Source organism: Pseudopedobacter beijingensis (assembly GCF_042678145.1).
In the GTDB taxonomy this organism is placed as follows: domain Bacteria; phylum Bacteroidota; class Bacteroidia; order Sphingobacteriales; family Sphingobacteriaceae; genus Pseudopedobacter; species Pseudopedobacter beijingensis.
Genome location: NZ_JBHUDG010000039.1, coordinates 1 through 23,466, shown reverse-complemented (window position 1 = coordinate 23,466; position 23,466 = coordinate 1). Strand labels below are relative to the sequence as shown.

Genomic DNA, 23,466 nt, shown 5'->3' with positions numbered 1-23,466 from the left:
CGAATCCTACGAACCTCTATGTATTTATCAATTTTGGCTTAGTAAGATAGAAGAAGCGGACTCATAATCTTATATAATATGAAATAACTAAATATTTTATTAATCGTCTAAATACTAAAAGTATTTCTCTTAACTTTGGGATTAATTTTTGATTGAAAATGAACTAAAGAAAGTAAAACATAACGTATAACATTTGCATTTAGCAAAACTGCTCCTGTATCTAAAAGGTCGAAAATTTTAAGGTACTACAGGGAAGTTTGGTTAAGTGTTCAGGGTAAAGCCTGGACCTTATCCTGCTTTGTAGTACCGGGTATTCGACCACCTTAGATACGAAAGCGGACTGGTTCAGGCCTTTTTATTTTTAATAACCCTAAATTTTATACAAATGAAAAAATCCATTTATTTACTATTTTCAACCTTCATCATTTTAACTTCCTGTTCCAACAATCCTTGGCGAGGTAAAAAGTATTACTTAATAACTTGTGAATTAAAAGGCTATATAGCAAGCTTACACGAAGTAGAATTACACTTTATTTCTGATAATACTTTAGAAGCTAAACGAACACTTTTTTCTCAATTTGGAGAACTGATGACCTACAAGAATGACAGTTCTATAAACAAAACATCTAGGATAATAAACTATAACTATAGTAATGGAATATTATCAATTCCAGACTTAAACATGCATGTCTCTTTTACAAAAGATGATAGTACAGGTGAATTAAAATCAAACACCAATGAAATCTTCTACAAAACTTCTATCGTCGAAATCATTGAAACTGAAGAAGCAAAAGAAAGAGTAAGAAAAGCCAGTCAACTTCCATCGTTAGCCCAAATCTATATTGACATGCTAAAGCCAGCGAAAAAAAATTAGAAACTACAGTAGATGAAAATGGCACTTTGCACTTCAAAAAAACAGATAATAGATACCATTTTTATAAAAGCAGTTACACCTTAAGATTCAACAACAAGCCAAAAACAACAATAAAAAACTAATTATAAGCTATTTAAAAAACAACATTCATTTAAAATTTTAATATTAATAACAGTTATGAACAACTCAATTACATCTGAACTTCAAAAACTTTCAACAACTAAAATAGCATTCTGCTTTTTTCTCACAGCTACAGTTTTCATGCTTTCCTGCAAAGGAAAAAATGAAGCTATAAAAGAAGAAGTAAATACTATCGATGCTGTTAAGAAGAAGGCTATCTCTGCTATAGACATTAAAAATGCACAAAGTTTGATTATTACAAATGCAGAAAACACAAGCGATAGCACCAATCTTAAAAAAATAACTAATGACGGAAATATTAAAGATGTATTTTACAGTAATGAAGACGGTACATCATCCAATAAAAGTCAAGGACATATAAAAGTTGACAAAATGATAAAGCTTAGTGAGAACTATATGGTCTTATATGGTTCTTTCTCATTTTCCATTTATCAGAATGAAGTCTACACCTCAAAGAACATATCTTCTATTTTAGTCAGAAGAAGCGATGGCGCCATTTTCGACTTTGGTAACTTTGATTTTGATACAGAATCACATTCTTTCAATTCTCAACTCTATAGGCCGAGTATATTTTTCGATAAAGACAGCAATATCTTCTATAGAAGTATTTATAATGGCAGAAAAAGTATAACTAAATTATCATTAAAAACACCTGATAAACTATTAAAAGAGGATTATCTTCCAAATAGCCAAAATATCATAGATGCAACAGTGGATAAATTTGGAAATATAGCATATTCAATTAACGAAAATGATCCATATAGACTTAAATCTATATCTGGAGAAATTGCATTTATACAAGGGGGTATTCCTTTGGATTTAAAAAGCACATTTGTAAATGAGTTCTGGACTGGAAATAATGGAAAGCTATACATATCCGGATACGATAAAGCTTTACCATATATTTCTATTATTGATACTGAAAATGGGAATAAACAAACTAAGGTATGGACAGGGGCAAATTGCATGGATTATTATCCGAACAGCTGTAGAACAGCCTCTAAATGGGAGTATATGAGATTTTTTAAAGGTAACGAATTAATATTTATTTCCTTAAGAGGATATTTAGAAACTCTTTATATTGACATTTGGACCTTTAATGAAACAACAAATCAAATCATTTATAATGTTAAAACGATACCGAATATAGACGTAAGTCAATTTAAACCAATAGGTAAATCTAAAACTGGCTTATATTTTATAACCAAAAACAATGAAATATATAAATATACATTTGAAAACAATACTATTGTAAAACACAATAACACTTCTCTGACTGGCTTTGAAATATCTTCAATAAATGTTAATTATAATGATAATATAAGCCTATTAGCTCTTCGTTATTTAGATGGAAAAGATATTATTGGTCAGATCAATACTTTTGGAGATTTCGAGATTATAACTGATCAACTACGAAATAAGCCTTTATTCCTTGAAAGATTGAATTAGAACACTTTTAAAAGAGACTTATATAAGATCTATAGAAAGACTCTGTTTACAAACTTGAGCTTATAAACAGAGTCTTTCATCTGTATAAAACAGTTACTTTTTCATTCAAAAAGTCTCTCCTACTGTATATCAGCTTATTAAAGAAATTCGTCTAATAATTCTCTCATTTATGGGTTAAAACTTGGTTTTTCATCTATAGCAATGACATAAAAATGAAGCATTTCAATTTTTCGCTGTAGTTCCTTTCCCACTTCTACAACATCAATTAAAGACGGATTTTCCAGCAATGATTTTACCTTCTTCCTTATATTTGATATTTCGTTTGGGTATTTCCTGAATGCCCCCTCTCTTTTAGCATTATCAATCATCTCCAAAACACTTTTTGCACCGCCTAACGATTCTAAACCTAACCTCTGTAGCTGTTTAATAAAGATACCTCTAATCAAAAAGGTATCTTTGTTAAACCTCTTTACTTTGTTTGTCTTTGTTATTGCTAAGAAATTTTTCAACCAATTATCTATAATCTTGGTATAATGCTGAAATACAGATTGAACATTGACTTCCTCTATTTTAAGAAAACGGCATAGAGCGCTATGATTACTAAATCGATACTCATACCGCAACACATTCTTATCTTTCATAATTGATTCAATAGGTATCTTATCTTTCCGTAATTGAGCTATTTTTCCATAAAACAGAACACTTCTATTTGTATTCTTAAATAGAAGCCCATTAGGTTGTTCCAACCTGTTGGTTCTTGCGAGGTTCTCAAATGTTTTATAATATTCTTCAACTGGGAGCTTCGTAATTATATTTGTTGCTATATCTAACCTCAGAACTCTCCCATCTTTTAGTAAATCTAATGCAAGTTCTTTTCCTAACTTACAAATTGCTTCTTTCAACTGTTCTTTGAATGCTGTTTTTAAATTAGTACCTAAGGTATAGTTAGTAAGGCTTCCTGCTATAAGAAGCCCACTCCTATTTAATTTTATATGAAAGTTTTTATAATTACCTCTTAACACTTCTCCTCTTGATTCTTTATAAGACTTTTCTTTATTAATCAGCATTTCATCTAATAGTTCATTATAGTTTTCAGGAAGTTTTTCTGATGCTATTTTTATTATTATGGTATCTATCATTATATAACTTTTTGTTATAAATTATTTGTTTATATAAAGCCTTATGAGGCAATCTGCATATCTATGAATGGCAGATCATTGTCAACCATTAATTGCAGATAATTAAGAGAGTTCCCTGCTTTGTTTTTAAAAACAAATACTTCAAAAGTATCATCATTCGTAATTTTAAATAGAACAACATCTTTATTGCCCGAGTACTTTAATATACCGTAAGGGTATATTGAACTATAAATGAAGAGCAGGTTCAACTTATCGTCTTTGCCAAAAGCTGTATTTACGCTAAAATGAATATAATTATCCATGTCAAGAATTGGTCCCACCTTATGCATTATGACTTTTTCATAATTTTCAAATAGCTGATTTAGAACTTTATCATTCCCCTCCTTAAACAGAGGGGAAATTTTGTATTTTTCTTTTTCGTCTATTGAACTAATTTGAAATTTATAATATGCATCTATCTCTTTCATTTCAGTCCCTCCAAACTTGATGTTTTATTAACATAATCTATCGACTGTTGCTCTATATCTTCCATACTTGACATGGGATTACTAAGTAGAAAAGCATCCACATCAGTTTTTTTGAAAAAGATTAGCTTGCCATTGGGACAGCTGAACTGAATCCGCTTAGTGCTTGTTAGTTTATAAGCAAAGGATTTGGAAAATCCGGTATAGCGACAGAATTCTTCGATATTAAGAATTGGCTTTTGGTTTAGAAGCAAGGCTTCTATTCTTTTAAGTGTTTTTTGTTCTGTAATGTTCATATTTTTAAATATTTCGATTCTAATTTTAGTCCCTAAAATCATGATTCAAAAGTCTTAAAAAGCGATGACTAAAAACAGACCAACACCTACACGATGTGTAGGTCTTAGCACAAAAAACTACATTAACACATTGGCTATTAGGCCCCTAATTTTTTCTCTTTTGGAATTCTTTTCAATTTTATTCTCAAAATGTCTTCGGCTATTTTGTAAACTGGTACGTGGAATAGTTTTCTCTCCTTCTTTTAACGAATAAATCTTACAATAATTAATAATAAATTTATTTTGAACGCTTTTTTCATCAATTAAAAGTGACACAAATTCCAATAGTGTAACTTTATTAACCATTTTATTATCTGCTATATCAATCCAAATAATCTTATCCTCATCTTTAATGCCCTTTGGAATGAGAATTCGTCTGAAAGAAATATAGGAAGTTCTTTCATCTATAAATTTCTCTTTTAAGAGTCCTATATAGAGTTTTTTTATCTGTTCATCACATAAATCTCTCATTTGTATTTTAGTCACTTCAGGTCTTATATTAACACCTACTTTTGTGCTATTTTTTATTTCAGGCAACGGGTTAATTAGGAGAGTTTTATATTCAAGAAAATTATCATTGACATAAAGCTCTATAATTTCATAAATAAAAATATAGTACAATTCAACTGCCAATAGAAATTGTTCCCTATTCAATTCAACTCCTTCATCTAATCGTTCGATTAAATCTTTGGACTTTTCCGGATCTTGAAAATACATTTCCATTGCTTCTTTGAACTCGGATATAAATTTATGTTGAAGACCAAAAACACTCTTTACATAATTTTGATAAGATTCATAAGATCCTAAATATATATTCGATTTTACTTCTTCAGGAAGGGTGCCATTCTTTTTCCAACTAATATATAATGTAATTAACCAGCGTAATCCAGATGGATTATCATTGAAAAATTCTGCTTGTTCAATCTTAAAATCATAGATAAAATCAGTACTATACTTATCTTTGACTCTTTTATATTTCTTTTTAGAAGCTCTAAATAATAATGCAATTTTATCTATGATTTTCGTTTCCATAATTTATATACTTATTGGTGGAATCAAACTTACAGTTTCATTTTTCTTAATATTAATAATTTTTGTATAAATCTGTGTTGTTTTTAAATTTTGATGTCCTAAAAGATTGGATATAGTATATATATCTCCACCAGAAGAAATTAATAAGGTAGCATAGGTATGTCTTGCGCAATGAAAAGTTATTTTCTTTTTAATTCCTGCATCCTTCCATACCCATTCTGCCAATTTGTGGTTATTCCACGCACTATATTTTAATCCTTTAAACACTCGTTCTTCCTTATTTGTACATTCTCCAAGCATATTATATGCTTCATCAGAAATAGGATGATATTGCATATTTTTAGTTTTCTTTTGCTTAAAATGAATCTTCCATTGCTTTTCAAGATCTGAATAGACTATCTCACTCCACTTGAGCTTATTAATATCACTCCATCGTAATCCAGTAATACAACTAAACAAAAATGCAGTTTTAAGGAGGGGCACTTCGCAATCAGTTGTACTTAAAACCTTTAACTCTTCATGTAATAAATATTCCCGCTGAACTTCCTCCTGTTTAATACCTTTTACTCTTCGACCTGGATTATCTATTATTATTTGTTCATTATGAGCTTGGTTTAATGCCGCTTTTACTTTATTAAAATATGAAAGTGCGGAATTATTAGATAGTCTTGTCTCGCTTTTTGTTATCTTCTCTTCGATTAGAAATTTTTTAAACTGCTTTAAAAACTCATCGTTACAGTCGCAGAACTTTACATCTTTTCCATCGACAAACTCCAACAAATGCTTATATGCACTTTGCCAATTGCCATGATTGCCTAACGAACCTCTTCTTTCTTTAACTAACTTTTTAAAATAATCTAAAAAACTCCCTTGAGATTTAAAGCCTGTATGCATATTATAACTATTACTTTGAGCTTCCAATATCCTCTTGGCTAATATGGAATTTGCCAATGCCATTGTTTCGCTATTATGATTTTTCTCTATGCGATTGGTTGGCTTTTCATAAATAAATAGTTTATCTAATTTTTCGTGTCTGGTAATACCTTTCTCATAAACTTGTAATACTAATCTTAGTTTGTTGTTTTTAAGGGGTCTGGTTATTATTTTTATTGATGCCATTTTAATAATTTTATTTAAATGTAAAGGTATATCGTTCTCGTATTCCATTACGAAATTACACCGTAAAACATTAGTCATCAACAACTTAAACCAAAAACAAAAGAAACAAAAAGAAAGCAAATAGAGTTTTAGGATTTTTGAATTTCAGACAAATTTCAGACGAAAATAAAATAGTCTGAAATTTGTAAAGTAAAATAGTCTAACAAAGAGAAATATAAGAAGTAATAAGAAAATGAAATCCTTGCCTACACTACAATAAACAAGGATTTATATATAAAATGCAAATAAACTATTTCCCGATACAAAACTTACTAAATATATTATCCAGCAAATCATCAGTAGTAACTTCACCCGTAATCTCCCCTAAATGATATAATGATTGTCTGATATCCATAGCCAAAAAATCAGAAGCAACAGGATTATCTATTCCGTACAATACCCTTATTAGGGCTTCACTGGTTTTTTGCAGAGCTTCTACATGTCGGATATTGCTAACCATCACATCTTCAGAATTTAAATTAGCGAGATTAACAATTTCCAATAATCTGTCTTTCAACTCTTCAACCCCATCGTTATTTTTAGCTGAGATAAATAAGGGGTCTAAAGCGCTATAAGCATCAAACTGTTCCCGACTTAACAAATCTTTTTTATTAACCACCAACAGATAAGGAATCTGATAATTCCTAACCTCCTCCAATTGTTCTTTAACTGCAGCAAAGTCATCCTGCATAGGATCGGACAGATACACTAAAAGTCTTGCCTGTTTTATTTTTTCCAAAGTACGTTCCACACCTTTGGCTTCTATAACATCCTCTGTTTCGCGTATCCCCGCTGTATCAATAAAACGGAAAATAACTCCCTTGACATTAATTTCGTCCTCTATAGTATCACGGGTTGTTCCGGCAATATCAGAAACAATAGCTCTTTCTTCATTAAGAAGAGCATTTAACAAAGTTGATTTCCCGACATTAGGTTTTCCGGCAATAACTACCGGAACCCCATTTTTAAGCACATTACCCTGATCAAAAGAAATAATTAACTTATCCAGTACTTTCTGAATATCCAAAATCAGCTGTTTTAACTGATCGCGATTGGCAAATTCCACATCTTCTTCAGAGAAATCCAATTCCAGTTCAATCATGGAGGCAAAATGAATCAGCTGATCACGTAGGTTCTTAAGTTCATGAGAAAAACCTCCCCGCATTTGCTTCATAGCCAATTGATGAGAAGTTTCGGAACTGGAAGCTATCAGATCTGCAACGGCTTCTGCCTGCGAAAGATCCAATCCACCGTTAAGAAAAGCCCTTAATGTAAACTCACCAGGCTTAGCCCCTCTTGCTCCGTTCTTAATCATCAATTTAATAATACTTTCGATGATATAAGACGAGCCATGGCAGCTGATCTCAACAATATTTTCTTTGGTATACGATTTTGGAGCGACAAATAAACTCACCAAAACCTCATCTATAATCAGATCCCCATCACGTATAGTCCCAAAATGAACAGTATGTGAATCCTGATCTTCTAAATCTTTTCCCTTAAATACTTTATTGGTAATCTTAATGGCATCTGGACCCGATAATCTGATAACTCCAATAGCCCCTGCACCAACCGGCGTTGCCAATGCTACAATAGTATCTTCTGCTTGTATAGACATGGTGCAAAGATAATCTATTTTTAATGTGCTTTTTCCACGATATCCCTAATTGTAATTTCCAGCTCCTCTACAGATTCTTTCATTTTTTGAAAAAGCTCCTCATTATCATCCGACAGTTTCGATTCATCAAAAAGATGCATCAAACCTATAATATTAGCTACCGGACGCCTTACCTGGTGCGACTGCATTTGCGCAATTTCCTCCAGATCGTCTTTCTGCTGTATAACTTCCAGTTCTTTAAGCTTCTTCTCCGTAATATCTATTCGTATAGAGTAATAGCTCTCTATTTTATTATTTTCATCAGGTTTGGGAACAATAAAAGTATCCACCCAATAAATTTCGCCATCCTTAGCCCTATTCCTAATTTCACCTCTCCACACTTTCCCTGATGATATCGTTTTCCACAAATCAATAAAAAAACTTTTGGGATGATATTTAGAATTGATAATAGAATGCGTATTACCTATCAGCTCTTCTCTGCTGTATTTAGATATTTCGCAGAATTTATCATTAGCATGAATAATCCGACCACTCCTGTCTGTTACCGCAACTATACTTAATCTATCTAAAAGGGAATAATAAAATTCTGAGTGCTGCATCACTTTTATCGCCTACCACCGTACTTTTTCAAGAAGGTAGTTTTTCTTTGTTATATGTTTATTTTGGCCGATTTCAACCAAGGCGCAAAGGTAATTTTTTTTAATTAGTGCAAAAGTTATGTAACTTATTTTTTATGTCTGAGGTTTGTCAAGTTGCAAAAAACCATCGGTATATTTAGTAAGTACTTTACCATGTTTATCCCTATAAATAAGGTAAAGCTGCATATTCCGTTTATTGGCATATTTAATAGCTTTAGCAGGAGTCATAGCCATAAAAACATTATCATAACCATCAGCCATCAATGCTTTTTCTGTATAAACTGTAGCGCTAATAATCTGTCCCTGATACGGATAGCCCGTTTTAGGATCTATATGATGTGATATTTTCTTATCCTTACTTTTTTGGTATTTACGGTAATTCCCGGCAGTGGTTACCGCTCCTTTATTGATAGCTATTATTTCCTGCATATCCTGTTGCTGCATTCCTATATCTTCCGTTGGTTTTTCTACACCAATCTTAAAGGGTTCACCATCTGGCTTGGGCCCCTTTATTCTTAGCTCTCCACCAACTTCAACTAAATAGGCATTTACACCTTTAACTTCCAGATAATCAGCCAGCACATCTACTGAATATCCCTGTGCTATACCATTCACATCCACCTTAATGCCTTTTTTCAGTTTAATCAGCTTGTTTCCTTCTAGTTTCAGTTTATCCATTCCTACATATTGCCTTACGCTATCTATTTGTTTTTTGGTCGGTAATACGGTTATTTTTTTCGCTCCAAATCCCCACATCTGAACCAGAGGTTGTACGGTCAAATCAAAAATACCTTTACTGTCTTTATAAATCTCAAAAGACGTTTCTACTACTTTTTTGAAATGCTCATCCAGTATTATCTCATCTGTGGCATATTCGTTAAACTTACTAATAGTAGAGTTGGGGATATAAATAGACATAGACAGGTCTATAACTTTTAAAACACTATCTATTTCCCGCTGCTCTACCGCTTTTCCAGTAGTATACTGAATAATACTATAAGTAGTCCCTTGTGTATAACCTGTGATATCATTACGTTTAAATTCCTGAGCCCTAATATCAGATAGTTTTAAAAAAAGTACAGTAACCGCTAAAATATGAATATAAATACCTTTCATTTTAATAATATTAAGTTCCCCCCTAATCGGATAGACCAGCTATATAATTACTAAAACTGATAATGATGAAGGGATTATTTTAAGTTTCCAGGACTAAAGGTATTGTTTATCGGTTATTTTCTCCTTCTTTTTTTCGAATTTTAATGTTAGCCATTTTCTGGGCTATTGGGATGGCCGGAAAACTATAAGAGACTGTATCAGCAATGAAAATCGTCATATTGAACAGCATCGAAATATATCCTCAATGGTACTAAAAAGGATTCGACTCAGTTTGTATGAAGTCCATCGAAATGCTCAACCTAACAAAACAACAATCTGATACAGTCTCTTTCTCTCATTTTATTTACTTAAGATAACTTAAAAAGCATAGGATAAATGTACCAAAATCCTATCTCCTGCTTTTGCTCTTCCTTCTGCCAGATTCTGAGCAAAAACATGCTGATAATTTGCCCCTATAGAAACTCGCTGTCTAATGGCTTCAAACCCCACAATACCTGCGGTAGAATAGCCTCCGGAAGCATCCACATCATATTTATTATTTTCCACATCTTTAGCAGAAGTTTCATACAGCACACCTGCATTAGGCGAAATACTTGCCATTTTCCCTACTTTAAATTTGTGGTACAATAATCCGTTAACGCTTAACTTATTTCCATAACGATAATGATATTTGTTCTCGGTATTCATTTTATAATTGGCATTCAGGTTTAGCCCTAAATCCATCAGTCTGATATCATAAGCAGCATTAATAGTAAAATCTGTACTCGCTGTCCCCAATTGAAAATTATTGGGCGAGTTATTAGCTACATCCGCATCTGCCGCATTATATTTTCCCGTAGGTACTTTTATACCTGCACCAACCCATAACGATTGTACTAAAAGCTTCTCGTTAAGAGTATTTTTACCATCAAACATTTTATAATACCCCATCAGGGCTATATCTCCCAACCCATTTTTCTGCCCTACGCCTTCCTGAGATTCTCTACGATTAAAGTTATAGGGTAAAAAAGCCAGAACCCTGAACTTATTTCCAATATTCCAGCCTCCCCAAACCTCAGCAGTCTGATAAGTCTCATTCTCCGTTAAAGGAGTTCTTTCAGCCCCCGGACCTAAATGCGTCTGCAATTGCTTATGCTGGTAACGGAGTCCAACAAATTTCTTATTAAACTCCGGTAAAATCCCCAGATAATAACTTCCCACTCCACAACCACAAATATCACAAGCTTTAGCGCCCAATTGTATGGCAAAGAATACCAATAAAAGGATTATTTTTTTATTCATTTCTTAGTTTTTAAAGTGAAAGCAATTTACTTCTGATAAAACTTTCGTCATTCAATGTTTCTAAAAATGCCAGCAAATCCAACTTCTCCTGTTCGCTCAACGCTATTCCCAACTTTCCATTCTGTTTAAGCAATGGATCTAAAGTAGGCATATCCTCTACATTTCTACTGTAGTGATCCAGCACGGCCTTCAAAGTATAAAAAGAACCATCATGCATATACGGCGGTGTATATTTCAGGTTCCTTAAAGAAGGCACCTTAAAACGATACAGATCGTCCGGGTTTTCCGTAACCTTAAACCGTCCTTCATCTCCATAAACATTTACACCAATTCCATTATTCCGCAGGCTTTCATCGGTAAACAAGGGTTCACTATGGCATGCTGCACATTTTTGTTTAAACAACAAATACCCTCTCTGTTCTATCTCGGTAAAAGCTGTCCCCTCTTCTCCACGCATAACTTTATCGTATTTAGCATTGGCACTAATGCACATAAGCATAAATTGAGAAAGAGCTTTCATCATCCTGGCAGAGTTAATTTCTTCTGACCCAAACGCTGATTTAAATAGAACAGGGTACTTGCTGGTATTTCTCAACTTCTGCAATACATGATTAACATCTTCATCCATCTCTTCGTGAGCTGTAATAGGAGCAAATGGCTGAAAATCCAGATCTAAAATACCACCATCCCACATAAAGCTTTTACGCCACGCTAAATTCATAATAGGTGGAGAATTACGCGTTCCCAACCTATCTTCTATTCCATGACTGACATCGTGTCCATGATGCGTAAAAGCAGAAGCCTGTATATGACAAGAAGCACAGGAAATGGTTCCATCCCTGGAAAGCTGTCCTTCATTAAAAAGTGCCTTGCCTAAGCGAAAACCATCCTCAGTAATAGGATTATTTTCTAATTTGTAAACAACCTTAGGAAAGTTCCCGGGTATTTTAAACCCCGGAAACGTTTCTTCTATCTTTTGTTCAATATCATCCTTTTTTGAACAGGCAATTACAAAAAGAAGGATTGTGGCTAAAACCGTCCAATATTTCTTTTTCATAAACTGACCTTTTAATGAGAATGATCATGAGTAAACATGTTTACATAATTATCAGCAATCGGTGTTCCTGCTGTTGGAGACATAATATTCACTTTTTTAGAATCGCCAGAAAAATCAACCACATAATCACCCTCAATCGCTTTCTGTAAATCAACAAGCAAATGGATATTAGCTTTCCTATCAGCCCTTACTTTAGCTACACCTCTGGCAGTTAAATCCAAAGTAATTGTTCGTATATTATTAATAGTTGGTGTATCATATCCTCCATATCCACCTATATGCAATCTATATGTTTTATCAGCACTTGTAATTAATGAAGATAAACCTTCCATCTTAAAAAAAATATATCCCGAATTCCAAGTCCAATACATCCCATTTGCAGGATCTAAATCCCCTGTTCTCTCTTCAACGGGTTTAGTATTTCTTAAACTGTCAACACCCAAAACAAAGCTTAACTCAGTATAATCTCCCTCCGGAATCTTTACATGTGCATAGCAAGACTCCTTTTCACTGGCATCTACCAAGAAATAACTCTCATCCTGCGGCACAACAACCTCTTTTCCCTCAGTATTTTTTAATTTGATATTACTGATATAGTATTTTAATATATCAATAGTAAAATCCTGATTCAAAGAGTTTTTGTTAGTTGCTCCTAAAGTGAGTTTCTTACCTCCAACAATATGATCAAATTCAATTTCTAACGGAGCTTTAACCGTACTGTCAATTTCTGATTTTTCTTTTTTACAGGCATAAGTTGTCAGTAACAATACTGAAAACAGGTATATTAAAGTTTTTTTCATAACGTTTTATGTATAGCCAAACAAGTTTCTTTAGCCAGAGAAGCCTTAGCCCATGTAAACAAACAGACTAATACCTCGCCTCCCGACAAAACTTGCCTTTTGACCTTAATTCTTTGTAATTAAATAATTATTTTACTAGAAAAACCCAATAAACCACATCGGACTACCCATTTAATGGGGTATTAATTTTTCTCTGAATGTGATATGGTATTTGGGGAATAAAGAAAAAAACTATACCTGCGGAGGGTGAAAAATAGACACACTTTTTACAACAACTTTAAAGTGTGGAATAGTTGCATTTTGAACCTTAGGTACACTAATCTTGAAATCATATACCGCCAGTTCCTCAAAAAACGCTTCTTGAAAAGCATTCTTTTGGTTTTCTTTCTCTTGCTGCTTCTGTTTTTCTTTAGCCTGTTCAAGCTTTTTAGCAAGATAACATTTACCATTACAATGCATTTGCGGTTTATCTTTATTTTCACAAAGTACCGCCGCAATGTAATTTTTATTGAGCTCGAAACCAGCAAAGACAAACAGCCTGCTAAAATTAGCCGAAAGAATAGCTATTGCCAGAAATATAGTGGTAACAAACTTCATTTCGCCACAAATGTATAAAATAATCTCTTTCCAATGCAATCTGTACCATTAAATCATTGGATTTTACTATAATCAGCAAATCAAATCTCAAACCAGTGTCAAGTTCATACATTAAAGTCCGCAAATCCTATTTTTTATACTTAATGCAGATATTTTATGTAAATTTGAAGCTCTCTGAATGTTACTGACTTCCTTTAATCAGGGGTGATTATTGATTGTTTTTAAAACTTATAAAACGCTATTATTCACATGAAAACAAAACTCTTAGCTTTCCTACTTCCGGCCGGTCTCTTTTTCATCGCCTGCGAAAACCCTAAAGCAAAACAAGATAAATTACAAGCCGAAGTTTTGGCGCAACATGATGTAGTTATGGCCAGAATGGACGAAATTAACGAAAGTCAAACTACTTTAGCTGAGATAAAAGCCAACTTTAAAAATATTCCCAACGCAGACACACTGGCATTGCAAAAAACCATAGACAGTCTCAAAGGAAAATTAAAAGAAGCTGACGATGCCATGATGGACTGGATGCATAACTTTAACCCGGACTATGAAGGAATGTCTCACGAACAGGTTATGGAATATTTAGGCAAACAACATATAGCTATTGATTCCGTACAAACATTATTCGAGCAATCTTTATCCAAAAGCAAAGAAATCACATCTAAATACAAACAACAATTATGAAACATGCTTTATTGTGGTTAGGTCTCTCGGCAATCATAGCCAGTTGCTCTAACAATAAAGAAAAAAAACTTCCCTATTTAGGTCATCGCGAAGCTATAGAAAAGGTAGTAAACGGTAAAACAGTAGTAGATACCGTTTACCAGAAAATCCCTGCTTTCTCTTTCCTGGATCAGGACAGCACCGTAATAGACAACCAAACAATGGGCAGCAAAGTATACGTAGCCGATTTCTTCTTTACATCCTGCCCGTCTATCTGCCCGGTGATGAAAAAACAGATGTTACGTATTTATGAAACCTTTAAGGACGAGCCTCAGTTGGCATTCCTGTCCCATACCATAGATCCTAAACACGACACCATTCCTGTCCTTAAGAAATTTCAGGAAAAACTGGGGGTAGATGGCAATAAATGGCACTTTTTATATGGCGACCGGGAAACAGTGTACGATTTAGCCAAAACAGGCTATATGAACATTGCCGAAGAAGACGAGAAAGCTCCGGGAGGCATTATGCACTCCGGTTACTTTATCCTTGTTGATAAATCGGGACATATCAGGGGAGCCTATAACGGGACAGATGAGCAAGAAGTAAACAATTTGATGGACGACATCAGAACCTTGTTAAAAGAATATCAGCTTTAAATATGAAAAAGCTCTTATTAGGCCTTCTGTTTATCATCGCTTCTTTTGCCGTACTATCCTCATGCAGTGAGGACGAAATAAAATATCAGCGCTATTATTCGGACGGGATGACACTCTATAAAGACCATTGTCAAAGCTGTCACATGGCAGACGGCACCGGGTTAAGAGGATTAATACCTCCCCTTACTGATACAGCCTTTCTGCAAAAGAACAGGAAACAACTAACCTGTATTATAAAATACGGGCTTCAGGACACCATTATGGTCAACGGCGAGCAATACAGTTCCGTTATGCCGGCAGAAAGTCATTTGACAGCTATAGATATAGCCAAAATACTAACTTACATTACCAATTCATTTGGAAACCAGCAAGGCATATATGATGTAACAGAAGTAGAAGAAAACTTAAATAAATTTTGCAAATAATTGTTTGTAAATTTGTAGGGCAAATTGCTCTATCGCTGTCCCCTTTAAACGGGATGGAGGAAAGTCCGGGCAACACAGGGCATCTTGCTTCCTAACGGGAAGGCGTCACAGTAATAAAGGACGACAGAAAGTGCTACAGAAAACAAACTTCCTTAAGCAATTAAGGTAAAGGTGAAAACGTGAGGTAAGAGCTCACGACTTTGTATGGCGACATGCATCGTGGTAAACCTCAAGAGTTGAAAGACCAAATAAATCCCGAACGTCAGAGCGGCCCGTTCTGCTGTTGCAAAACTATCGGGAAGGGTAGGTCGTTAGACCATAATAGCAATGTTATGGCAAGATAAATGATAGAGGGTTCCTGTAGAAATACAGGAATACAGAACCCGGCTTATAAATTTGCTTTTATTACAAGCTAAAAGGTCCTGCATTTACTGTAGGACCTTTTTATTTTTAGATATTTTGTATATTTTAGTAGACACTTTTGATCACGCAAAACAAAACCTATGGCAAAAATCCTAATTATTGATGACGAAAGAGCTATAAGAAGTACCCTTAGAGACATTCTCGAATATGAAAATTATGAAGTAGAAGATGTAGACAATGGTATAGATGGCTTAGACCTGATCAAGAAAAAAAGCTTCGACCTGGTACTATGCGATATCAAGATGAATAAAATGGATGGTATGGAAGTGCTCACCAAAGGACTGGAGCTAAAACCCGACCTTCCCTTTATTATGATATCCGGACACGGAACAGTAGAAACAGCAGTAGAAGCTTCTAAAAAAGGAGCCTTCGATTTCATTTCTAAACCACCTGATCTTAACAGATTATTAATAACAGTAAGAAATGCGCTGGACAGAGGGTCATTGGTTAGCGAGACAAAAGTCCTGAAACAGAAAGTCAGCAAAACCAAAACCCGGGAAATACTGGGCGAGTCATCATCCATCGTTAAAATAAAGGAAACTATAGAAAGAGTAGCTCCTACAGAAGCTCGGGTTCTCGTCACCGGTGCAAACGGTAGTGGAAAAGAACTGGTAGCCAGGTGGCTACACGAAAAATCTAACCGTGCAGACGGCCCGTTGATTGAAGTAAACTGTGCAGCTATTCCTTCCGAATTAATTGAATCCGAATTATTTGGACACGAAAAAGGATCCTTTACCTCCGCAGTAAAACAACGTATAGGTAAATTTGAACAGGCCAATGGTGGTACTTTGTTTTTAGATGAGATAGGCGACATGAGCGCATCCGCCCAGGCCAAAGTATTAAGAGCTTTACAGGAAAACAAGATTACCCGCGTAGGAGGCGAAAAGGAAATTGAGGTGAATGTAAGAGTTGTTGCTGCCACCAACAAAGATCTTTTAAAAGAAATCGACAATGGCAATTTCAGAATGGATTTGTACCATCGCCTCAATGTCATTAACATACATGTACCCCCACTCTCTGATAGAAAAAGCGATATCCCTCTCCTGTCCGAAACCTTTTGTCAGGAAATATGCTCCGATTATGGCATGCCGGTAAAACAGTTTGCAACAAATGCTCACGAAGCACTAAAACAACTCCCCTGGAGTGGTAATATCAGAGAGCTAAGAAATGTGATAGAAAGGCTGATTATCTTAAGCGATAAACTCATTACTGAAGATGATGTAAAAGCTTACTCCAATCCTAGTGGAAGTCTGTACGAGCCCATCAACACCAGCACTACCGCAGGACTGGACTTCGACAGCTTCTCTAACTTTCAGGATTATAAAGATTATGCAGAAAGAGAATACATTAAATTTAAGTTGGAGAAAAACAACTGGAATGTATCTAAAACAGCAGAAGATATCGACATCCAAAGAAGCCACCTATACAGTAAAATTGAGAAATTTGGCTTAAAACGAAGTGAGTAGCTGTATTTAATAGCATAAACAACAAACCTCATTCTGAGCCTTTCGTCAGGCTCAGGATGAACTTAGTCAAAATACTGCTCATAAGACATAAGAAACATTTTGACTACTTACTTATCTATATTTTCGGGAGTGTAACTCAAACTGTGTCATTGGATAACCTTTTAAAACCAAGGACTCCGTCCGAAATGTTTGTATTTCAATTTATTCTATACTACTGCCACTTACTCGACACAGGCCTCTGTTTTCAAACTAAAGATTTCAGAGACCGCCACAAGCGAATTCTGAAACCAGTGGAGAGTTCCACTTTGTGCTCCTTATTTCTTACAATATTAACAGCCTTTAGCCTCAATTTCCCATATCAGACAAGCAAAGCCACTATGCAAATCCCGGCATCTGAAGATTTGGAAACGGAAGCCAATAAATATTGTGCTCTGTCCTTTCAAATAGCACAGACGGAAAGCAATCCGTCGGGTGTTGCAATCTCGTTCATTAAGCAATATAATCGCACACCTCTTAGGATTGCAGATAAAGATTTATAGAGGTCATCACATAATTACATGCTATTTTATAGCTTAAAACATTAACCATTATGCTTTATCGCCTATACATTCCCACTATGCGACCGGCCTTTATCTTTTTGATAGCAGGAGCCAATAAATCTTATGCAGAACCCCTTCAGGTTTGTAGTATCGGGAGGCAATCCGTCGGGTGTTGCAGAAACTCTCGGACTTGCATTAACGTTCACACCACTTAGGATTGCGGATAAAGATTTATTGAGCGGTATGCGCTTCAAAAAGATGACAGCCTTGATTTTTGGTTCTTTTTATCAAGAAAAAGAATGAAAGCCTTGCCCGCTTAGGGCAGAAAAGACTGTGTGGAAAGGCAAAAACAAAATTCATGCTCTATAACAATAATGAGTATGAAAGTAAATAATGACCTCAAAAGATTTATTGTGCTGTAGCGACAAATATTCTGCTAGCCGCGGCTTTTTTGGTTACTTTTTCAGCTGTAGGAAAAAGTAACTTGAGCTGGCCGCTCAAGAGGCCAGAAAGCCTTGTGCATAATGCCCCCCTCATTCTTGCGTCATTGGAGGTTATCTGTTGGTTAGCTTGTGGATGGTATGTTTATAGCTATAGCCATTACAACACGTTTTACTACATTGCCTGCATCTGTGTAACGTTGTTTTCCATTACTCTTACCCCATTTTATACATTCGTTTTTACATACTATACATTCCATAATAACAAATTACAAAACCAACCATCATTTAAATATATCACCATACTGGCTGCTTTTAGCTTTTTGCTTTCTGCCTTAAGCCTCTATAAGCCAACAAATCTGTAACACTACCATCCTTAATAGAAACAGTTCCACCCTGTGCTCCTTATTTCTTACAATATTAACAACCTTTAGCTTTATGCTTTCAGCCTTCAGCTTCTAATCCCGGTTTTACATGCTTTTTGTATTTATTAATAATTATATCACTTCTTATGATATAATTAACATCAAATCAACACATGCCCCACTTGTCTGGAAATGCACAAAAAGATTTTGCCCGCTTAATCTGCACCATTGGAGATAACCTTTTATACCATCCGCTTGTTTTTCTAATTCTATCTTTATTTTATACTGTGGTTTTCAATTATTTATTTTTCTACCAACAAATCTGTAACTCTCCTGCTTTCTATACATAAGAAATCTTATATGTAAAGATTTTATTTTTTTCTTTACATAAGATACTACCTTTGTAAAGATTTTTTAAATTTCCTTACATACGAAACTGAGAGGGTTAAAAATAATCACTAAATCCACAAGGGAATAATTGTTTTAACCATTGAAGGTTCTCCCTATGAATTGGAAACAGATAAAAAAATAAACAAATGAAAAGATGGACTTTGGAAGAGTTGCCATTAGCTGTTGAGTTGGAAACGGTAAAAGTGCTAAAGGCATTACCCACTGCCCATGCCGCTTTAGCAGAGCTAAAAGGAATTGCCTCAACAATCCCTAACCAAAACATTTTAATAAACACCTTAGGTTTGCAAGAAGCAAAGGACAGCTCTGCCATTGAAAACATCATTACCACACACGATGATCTGTATAAGTCTGAACTTAATCTCGAAGCATTTAAATCGCTGGAGGCAAAAGAAGTCCAAAACTATATCTCTGCATTAAAAAAAGGATTTAAACTGGTAGAAACAGACAGTTTATTAACCAATAAAACCATTATACAGATACAGGAAACCTTAGAAGACAATAATGCCGGATTCAGAAAGCTGCCAGGAACTGCCCTTAAAAATGCAGTTACAGGCGAAGTTGTCTACACGCCTCCTCAAGATTCTGAAGAAATAGCCCGGCTAATGTCCAATTTAGAAAAGTATATCAATGATTCTAAAATGCAGGATTGCGACCCATTGATAAAAATGGCTATGATCCACTTTCAATTTGAAAGTATACACCCGTTCTATGAGGGAAATGGCCGCACCGGAAGAATTATCAATATACTTTACCTGATCCTGGAAGGCCTCCAGAATCTGCCCATATTATACTTAAGCAATTACATCATAAAACACAAGGCCGATTATTATCGGCTTTTACAAAAAGTGAGAGATGAAAATTTATGGGAAGACTGGCTTTTGTTCATGATAAAAGGGGTTGAAGCAACTGCCAGAGAAACCATAGAGCTGATTATTAAGATTAAAGAACTGATGTTGGATTATAAGCACAGGTTAAGAAATAACTATAAATTTTATAGCCAGGACCTATTAAACAATCTATTCAAACACCCTTATACTAAAATTGAGTTTTTAGTAAACGATCTGGGTGTATCCAGGCTAACGGCAGCTAATTACCTAAATAAATTGGCAGAGGATAAAATGCTTAGAAAAGATAAATTAGGAACAGGAAATTATTATATAAACGAAAAGCTTTTTCAATTGCTGACAAAGAGATAATAATATCATTCTCAGGATGAGAAAGTTATCCACTAAAAAACCAGAAATAAATTTTCAGACAGGCAGCAAGCACCGCTATATTTTTAGAATAGCAGATGGTTTTTCTGGATCCCCCCCCCTCGTTTAAGTGTTCTGAAAGATCCCTTAAATGCCTTTTAAAAACCAAGGACTCCGTCCGAAATGTTTGTATTTCACTTTATTCTATGCTACTGCCACTTACCGGACATAGTCCTCTGTTTTCAAACTTAAGATTTCAGAGACCGCCACAGGCGAACTCTGAAACCAGTGGGGAGGTCAGGTCCCCTATTTTACTGGTTTAAGTTTTCTTATTTGAAACCTTAAACTAAATGAAAAGAAAATATTTCCGCCCTGTTAGCCCCATAAATATATCTTTAAGACAGCGTTAAGTAATGCCAGGCTCCTGCTATAGCATATACTTCTTCTTGCCAATCTTTTTAAATGAGTTCGCAGATTTAAATGCATACGTTCCAGATGATTAGTAGCAAAACGCGAAGTATCATGTAGTGTATCTTTTATCAGGTAGCCATAATTCTTCAACCGATCGGTACAGATACGGCTTGCTTTTGCCAGTCGCAGACTTTTCAATACCACCTCCAGTGTTTTATTAGTCCTACGCCCTGTGGCAAAGCATACAATTCTTCTGCTTTCTCGCTCATAAGCGCACACTACCCAAATTAGTTTGTCTTTTCTTTTGATAAAAGTCCGTAATTCATCTACTTCATAAACCTTCGCCTTTGCTATAGCTGGAGCTTTTAAGCTCGAAGCTATATGCAACAATCGTCTTAATAAGGTAGTCGTGGAGATATTCAAAAAACGGGCTGTACCTCTAATTCCCATTCCTTCTTTGGTTAATTGTATAATTTTCCTGTTTATTCCGAAACTATAAGCGCTATAACTATAATCCATTAACCGTGTAATACCACAAATGCGACATTTATATCGTTGTTTCCCTCCTGCAGAAAACCCATTTTTCACCATCTTTCCTATCCCATCAACACATCTGATACATGAAATATTTTCCAACATCATTTTAACAGTTTTAAACCCCTTAAATAACAAAAACCGGAAGTAATATACTCCCGGTTTTACATGCTTTTTATATTTATTAACAGCTATATCACTTCTTATGATATATTTAAACCCAAATCAACATATCTGATACATGACCATATCACTTCTTATGATATATTTAAACCCAAATCAACATATCTGATACATGACCACCATCCGCTTTCACTTATTGCTATAATTCTATCTTTTACTTCATATTGATTTTCAATCAGTTCCCCCTAAACCAGCAAATCTGTAACACTACCCATCAGCTCCAGTCACCATATTCTCAATGTACCCTCTAGCTTAAAAAGTTCATAATATTCAATGCTCCCTTCTTTATCTTCATATGGAATATAATAGTTAACGCTGTCTTTAAAACTATTGTTAATTTCTATTTCTATTGCGCTTAATTTAACTTCATCATAAGGTGGTACAATCATTACATTAACAACGACTGTTACTGCTATTAATTCGTTATCTTTAATACTTACATTTAGCGCTTCTATTAATTCCTCCTTGTGTGACAAAGGGTTAGGTTTTTCAGTTCCTGAAAAGGTATTAATATTAAATATTTGTTTTTTCTTATCAATCCCCATAGCAAAAGGGTAAAACTCTCCAAATTCTTCTAAAAGATTTTTAGCTTGATAAAACGATTTTTCTATAATTATGTCTTCTTCTAGTTTATTTTTCATTTTATAAACAATTTGGATTACCATTGCAAGGATCTTTTGGTTGTATCTTCGAAGGATCTACTGACGGAGCAACTCTAGTGTTATCAGGCACGACGACTTGTTGATAATACTTAATATCAAAAGCATTTTTAACAGTTTTTGAAATTTTTGCAGTTTTATTAATTATTAATTCAGGCTTAAATCCATTGTCATTAGAGATTTTTCTCTGAGCTCTAAGCTGATCTGTCATACTCTGACGTTTTACATTTTTTATTTCTGATGTTTGTTTACCACCTTCTTTTAATGCATCGGGAATAGTCCGTTTTATGTTGCCCGGTTCAATCTCAACATCAAAAGGCTTTGTGTTTTTTTCATATCCGTGTTTAGCTAATTGTTCAGCCTCTATTTGATTTCCTCTTCTAAAATTTTCTAATTGTTCTGGAGAAAATGAGGGTCTTGTTTTAGGTGTTGTTCCAGGATTTGGAAGCCTTGAAGCTTCTGTAACGGTTTCTATTACAGGTCTTGGAACAGCGGATGACCTCGAAAAAGTCAATGCAGCACTCCACCATTCTAATCCGTCTCTATCGATTCCGTCCAAGGGCCTATTTGAAGCAAACTGATATGGCGTTAACTCTGGGTACTCATCCGTTACGGGATCCACACTCAAAAACCTCCCCAACCTCGTATCATGTATCCTCATCCCGTAGTCCTGTTGGTTCCCTTCACCCTTCACCTCATTGTCATTCTCCTTCCCGTTAAATCCATAACGGTAAGAAGAACTATTCAGACTGAAACTACGCCCCGGCATAATCGATCCAAAGGCATAATAATCCTGTGCATTCACCACCTCTGCCTCATATCCGCCACCGCTCACAGGGTTACGCTTATCCGTAATAACCGCCATCACATTCCCCAGATGGTTGCCCAATTCAAAGAACTTCTGCCCGGTATTACCCCATACGCTGCTACCATTGGCTTCCGCTAAGTTAACATCCGGTTTCCACATTCCCAAACGGCTGCTGCCATATAATTGCTGTTCCTTCCACGTGATCGTTGGTGTGGTACCTCCCACATTCTCATATACTGCCAACGGGTTGCCTTGGGCGTCCCTTACATAGTAGGTACTCGTACTGCCTATGGTCTTGCTTATACGGTTACCACCGGCATCGTAACCATAAGCTATATTCCCGCCTGCCCTGCTTATTCCTTTTATTTTTCCGTAAACCGTCCAGTCTATATGGCTGATACCTGCCTGTGTATCTCCAGTCAGGTTACCTATGGCATCATAGCTATAGCTGGAACTCCCCATATCTGAACTATTGGTAACTGGAATTGCAACTTAAAAGTGGAGACTTTTTATGCTACTAATTTCTGTTTTTTCCGATAGAACATTTCCATTTCATTAGGCGTTCTATATCCAATTGCAGAATGT

General features: G+C 35.0%; 24 protein-coding genes and 1 other RNA gene. 9 read left to right on the top strand and 16 right to left on the bottom strand.

Annotated elements, in window-relative coordinates; genetic code table 11:
- The first annotated feature begins 385 nt into the window (after window positions 1–385).
- Window positions 386–874 carry a hypothetical protein gene (locus ACFSAH_RS14425; protein WP_379663441.1) on the top strand — a complete coding sequence of 163 codons (489 nt, stop codon included), beginning with the start codon at window positions 386–388 and terminating at the stop codon, window positions 872–874.
- A 177-nt stretch (window positions 875–1,051) separates the two neighbouring features.
- Complete coding sequence (locus ACFSAH_RS14420; protein WP_379663440.1) at window positions 1,052–2,464, top strand: hypothetical protein; 1,413 nt, start codon at window positions 1,052–1,054, stop codon at window positions 2,462–2,464.
- A 167-nt stretch (window positions 2,465–2,631) separates the two neighbouring features.
- On the opposite strand, the gene ACFSAH_RS14415 is transcribed toward ACFSAH_RS14420, so the two are convergent.
- The 12 genes from ACFSAH_RS14415 to ACFSAH_RS14360 all read right to left on the bottom strand — a co-directional run bounded on the left by ACFSAH_RS14415 (window position 2,632) and on the right by ACFSAH_RS14360 (window position 13,738).
- Window positions 2,632–3,603, bottom strand: a complete 972-nt coding sequence (locus ACFSAH_RS14415; protein WP_379663439.1) for a hypothetical protein — start codon at window positions 3,601–3,603, stop codon at window positions 2,632–2,634.
- Window positions 3,604–3,644: 41 nt separating this feature from the next.
- Complete coding sequence (locus ACFSAH_RS14410; RefSeq protein WP_379663438.1) at window positions 3,645–4,070, bottom strand: hypothetical protein; 426 nt, start codon at window positions 4,068–4,070, stop codon at window positions 3,645–3,647.
- Window positions 4,067–4,363 carry a helix-turn-helix domain-containing protein gene (locus ACFSAH_RS14405; RefSeq protein ID WP_379663437.1) on the bottom strand — a complete coding sequence of 99 codons (297 nt, stop codon included), beginning with the start codon at window positions 4,361–4,363 and terminating at the stop codon, window positions 4,067–4,069. Before ACFSAH_RS14405 ends, ACFSAH_RS14410 begins: the two co-directional genes overlap by 4 nt.
- A gap of 117 nt (window positions 4,364–4,480) precedes the next feature.
- On the bottom strand, window positions 4,481–5,434 hold the full coding sequence (locus ACFSAH_RS14400; RefSeq protein ID WP_379663436.1) for a hypothetical protein: 954 nt from the start codon (window positions 5,432–5,434) through the stop codon (window positions 4,481–4,483).
- Between the two features lie 3 nt (window positions 5,435–5,437).
- Entirely contained in the window at window positions 5,438–6,601 is a 1,164-nt protein-coding gene (locus tag ACFSAH_RS14395; RefSeq protein ID WP_379663435.1) for a tyrosine-type recombinase/integrase, read from the bottom strand.
- Window positions 6,602–6,842: 241 nt separating this feature from the next.
- Entirely contained in the window at window positions 6,843–8,210 is a 1,368-nt protein-coding gene (gene mnmE / locus ACFSAH_RS14390; protein ID WP_379663434.1) for a tRNA uridine-5-carboxymethylaminomethyl(34) synthesis GTPase MnmE, read from the bottom strand.
- A gap of 20 nt (window positions 8,211–8,230) precedes the next feature.
- Window positions 8,231–8,809, bottom strand: coding sequence for a PAS domain-containing protein (locus ACFSAH_RS14385; protein WP_379663433.1), 579 nt, complete (start codon window positions 8,807–8,809; stop codon window positions 8,231–8,233).
- A 132-nt stretch (window positions 8,810–8,941) separates the two neighbouring features.
- Entirely contained in the window at window positions 8,942–9,964 is a 1,023-nt protein-coding gene (locus ACFSAH_RS14380; protein ID WP_379663432.1) for an FAD:protein FMN transferase, read from the bottom strand.
- 357 nt (window positions 9,965–10,321) lie between these two features.
- Window positions 10,322–11,245 (bottom strand): transporter family protein, encoded by a 924-nt coding sequence (locus ACFSAH_RS14375; protein WP_379663431.1) that lies wholly within the window; start codon window positions 11,243–11,245, stop codon window positions 10,322–10,324.
- A gap of 10 nt (window positions 11,246–11,255) precedes the next feature.
- Window positions 11,256–12,302 carry a cytochrome-c peroxidase gene (locus tag ACFSAH_RS14370; RefSeq protein ID WP_379663430.1) on the bottom strand — a complete coding sequence of 349 codons (1,047 nt, stop codon included), beginning with the start codon at window positions 12,300–12,302 and terminating at the stop codon, window positions 11,256–11,258.
- 11 nt (window positions 12,303–12,313) lie between these two features.
- Window positions 12,314–13,102: an MbnP family protein gene (locus tag ACFSAH_RS14365; RefSeq protein WP_379663429.1), complete on the bottom strand. Its 789-nt coding sequence runs from the start codon at window positions 13,100–13,102 to the stop codon at window positions 12,314–12,316.
- Between the two features lie 231 nt (window positions 13,103–13,333).
- A complete protein-coding gene (locus ACFSAH_RS14360; protein WP_379663428.1) occupies window positions 13,334–13,738 on the bottom strand; it encodes a hypothetical protein in 405 nt (134 codons plus the stop codon).
- 210 nt (window positions 13,739–13,948) lie between these two features.
- Here ACFSAH_RS14360 and ACFSAH_RS14355 point away from each other — a divergent pair, with 210 nt between their 5' ends.
- From ACFSAH_RS14355 to ACFSAH_RS14330, 6 genes are all read left to right on the top strand, one after another.
- Window positions 13,949–14,386 (top strand): hypothetical protein, encoded by a 438-nt coding sequence (locus tag ACFSAH_RS14355; RefSeq protein ID WP_379663427.1) that lies wholly within the window; start codon window positions 13,949–13,951, stop codon window positions 14,384–14,386.
- Window positions 14,383–15,024 carry an SCO family protein gene (locus tag ACFSAH_RS14350; protein WP_379663426.1) on the top strand — a complete coding sequence of 214 codons (642 nt, stop codon included), beginning with the start codon at window positions 14,383–14,385 and terminating at the stop codon, window positions 15,022–15,024. The genes ACFSAH_RS14355 and ACFSAH_RS14350 overlap by 4 nt, the downstream gene beginning before the upstream one ends.
- 2 nt (window positions 15,025–15,026) lie before the next feature.
- On the top strand, window positions 15,027–15,449 hold the full coding sequence (locus tag ACFSAH_RS14345) for a c-type cytochrome (protein ID WP_379663425.1): 423 nt from the start codon (window positions 15,027–15,029) through the stop codon (window positions 15,447–15,449).
- Between the two features lie 16 nt (window positions 15,450–15,465).
- Window positions 15,466–15,856, top strand: an RNA gene (gene rnpB, locus ACFSAH_RS14340) — RNase P RNA component class A.
- A gap of 96 nt (window positions 15,857–15,952) precedes the next feature.
- A complete protein-coding gene (locus tag ACFSAH_RS14335; protein WP_379663424.1) occupies window positions 15,953–17,338 on the top strand; it encodes a sigma-54-dependent transcriptional regulator in 1,386 nt (461 codons plus the stop codon).
- A gap of 662 nt (window positions 17,339–18,000) precedes the next feature.
- Window positions 18,001–18,180 (top strand): hypothetical protein, encoded by a 180-nt coding sequence (locus ACFSAH_RS14330; protein WP_379663423.1) that lies wholly within the window; start codon window positions 18,001–18,003, stop codon window positions 18,178–18,180.
- A gap of 262 nt (window positions 18,181–18,442) precedes the next feature.
- Here the strand turns inward: ACFSAH_RS14330 and ACFSAH_RS14325 are convergent, their stop codons facing one another.
- Complete coding sequence (locus ACFSAH_RS14325) at window positions 18,443–18,577, bottom strand: hypothetical protein (RefSeq protein ID WP_379663422.1); 135 nt, start codon at window positions 18,575–18,577, stop codon at window positions 18,443–18,445.
- A 641-nt stretch (window positions 18,578–19,218) separates the two neighbouring features.
- Between ACFSAH_RS14325 and ACFSAH_RS14320 the strand changes: the two genes are divergently transcribed.
- The gene (locus ACFSAH_RS14320) at window positions 19,219–20,289 is read left to right on the top strand and encodes a Fic family protein (RefSeq protein WP_379663421.1); all 1,071 of its coding nucleotides are present in this window, start codon (window positions 19,219–19,221) and stop codon (window positions 20,287–20,289) included.
- Window positions 20,290–20,661: 372 nt separating this feature from the next.
- Here ACFSAH_RS14320 and ACFSAH_RS14315 read toward each other — a convergent pair whose 3' ends face one another.
- The 3 genes from ACFSAH_RS14315 to ACFSAH_RS14305 all read right to left on the bottom strand — a co-directional run bounded on the left by ACFSAH_RS14315 (window position 20,662) and on the right by ACFSAH_RS14305 (window position 23,343).
- Window positions 20,662–21,339, bottom strand: coding sequence for an IS1 family transposase (locus tag ACFSAH_RS14315; RefSeq protein WP_379663420.1), 678 nt, complete (start codon window positions 21,337–21,339; stop codon window positions 20,662–20,664).
- A 299-nt stretch (window positions 21,340–21,638) separates the two neighbouring features.
- Window positions 21,639–22,055 (bottom strand): hypothetical protein, encoded by a 417-nt coding sequence (locus tag ACFSAH_RS14310; RefSeq protein ID WP_379663419.1) that lies wholly within the window; start codon window positions 22,053–22,055, stop codon window positions 21,639–21,641.
- 1 nt (window position 22,056) lies between these two features.
- Window positions 22,057–23,343, bottom strand: a complete 1,287-nt coding sequence (locus ACFSAH_RS14305; protein ID WP_379663418.1) for a putative toxin — start codon at window positions 23,341–23,343, stop codon at window positions 22,057–22,059.
- Window positions 23,344–23,466 lie beyond the last annotated feature (123 nt).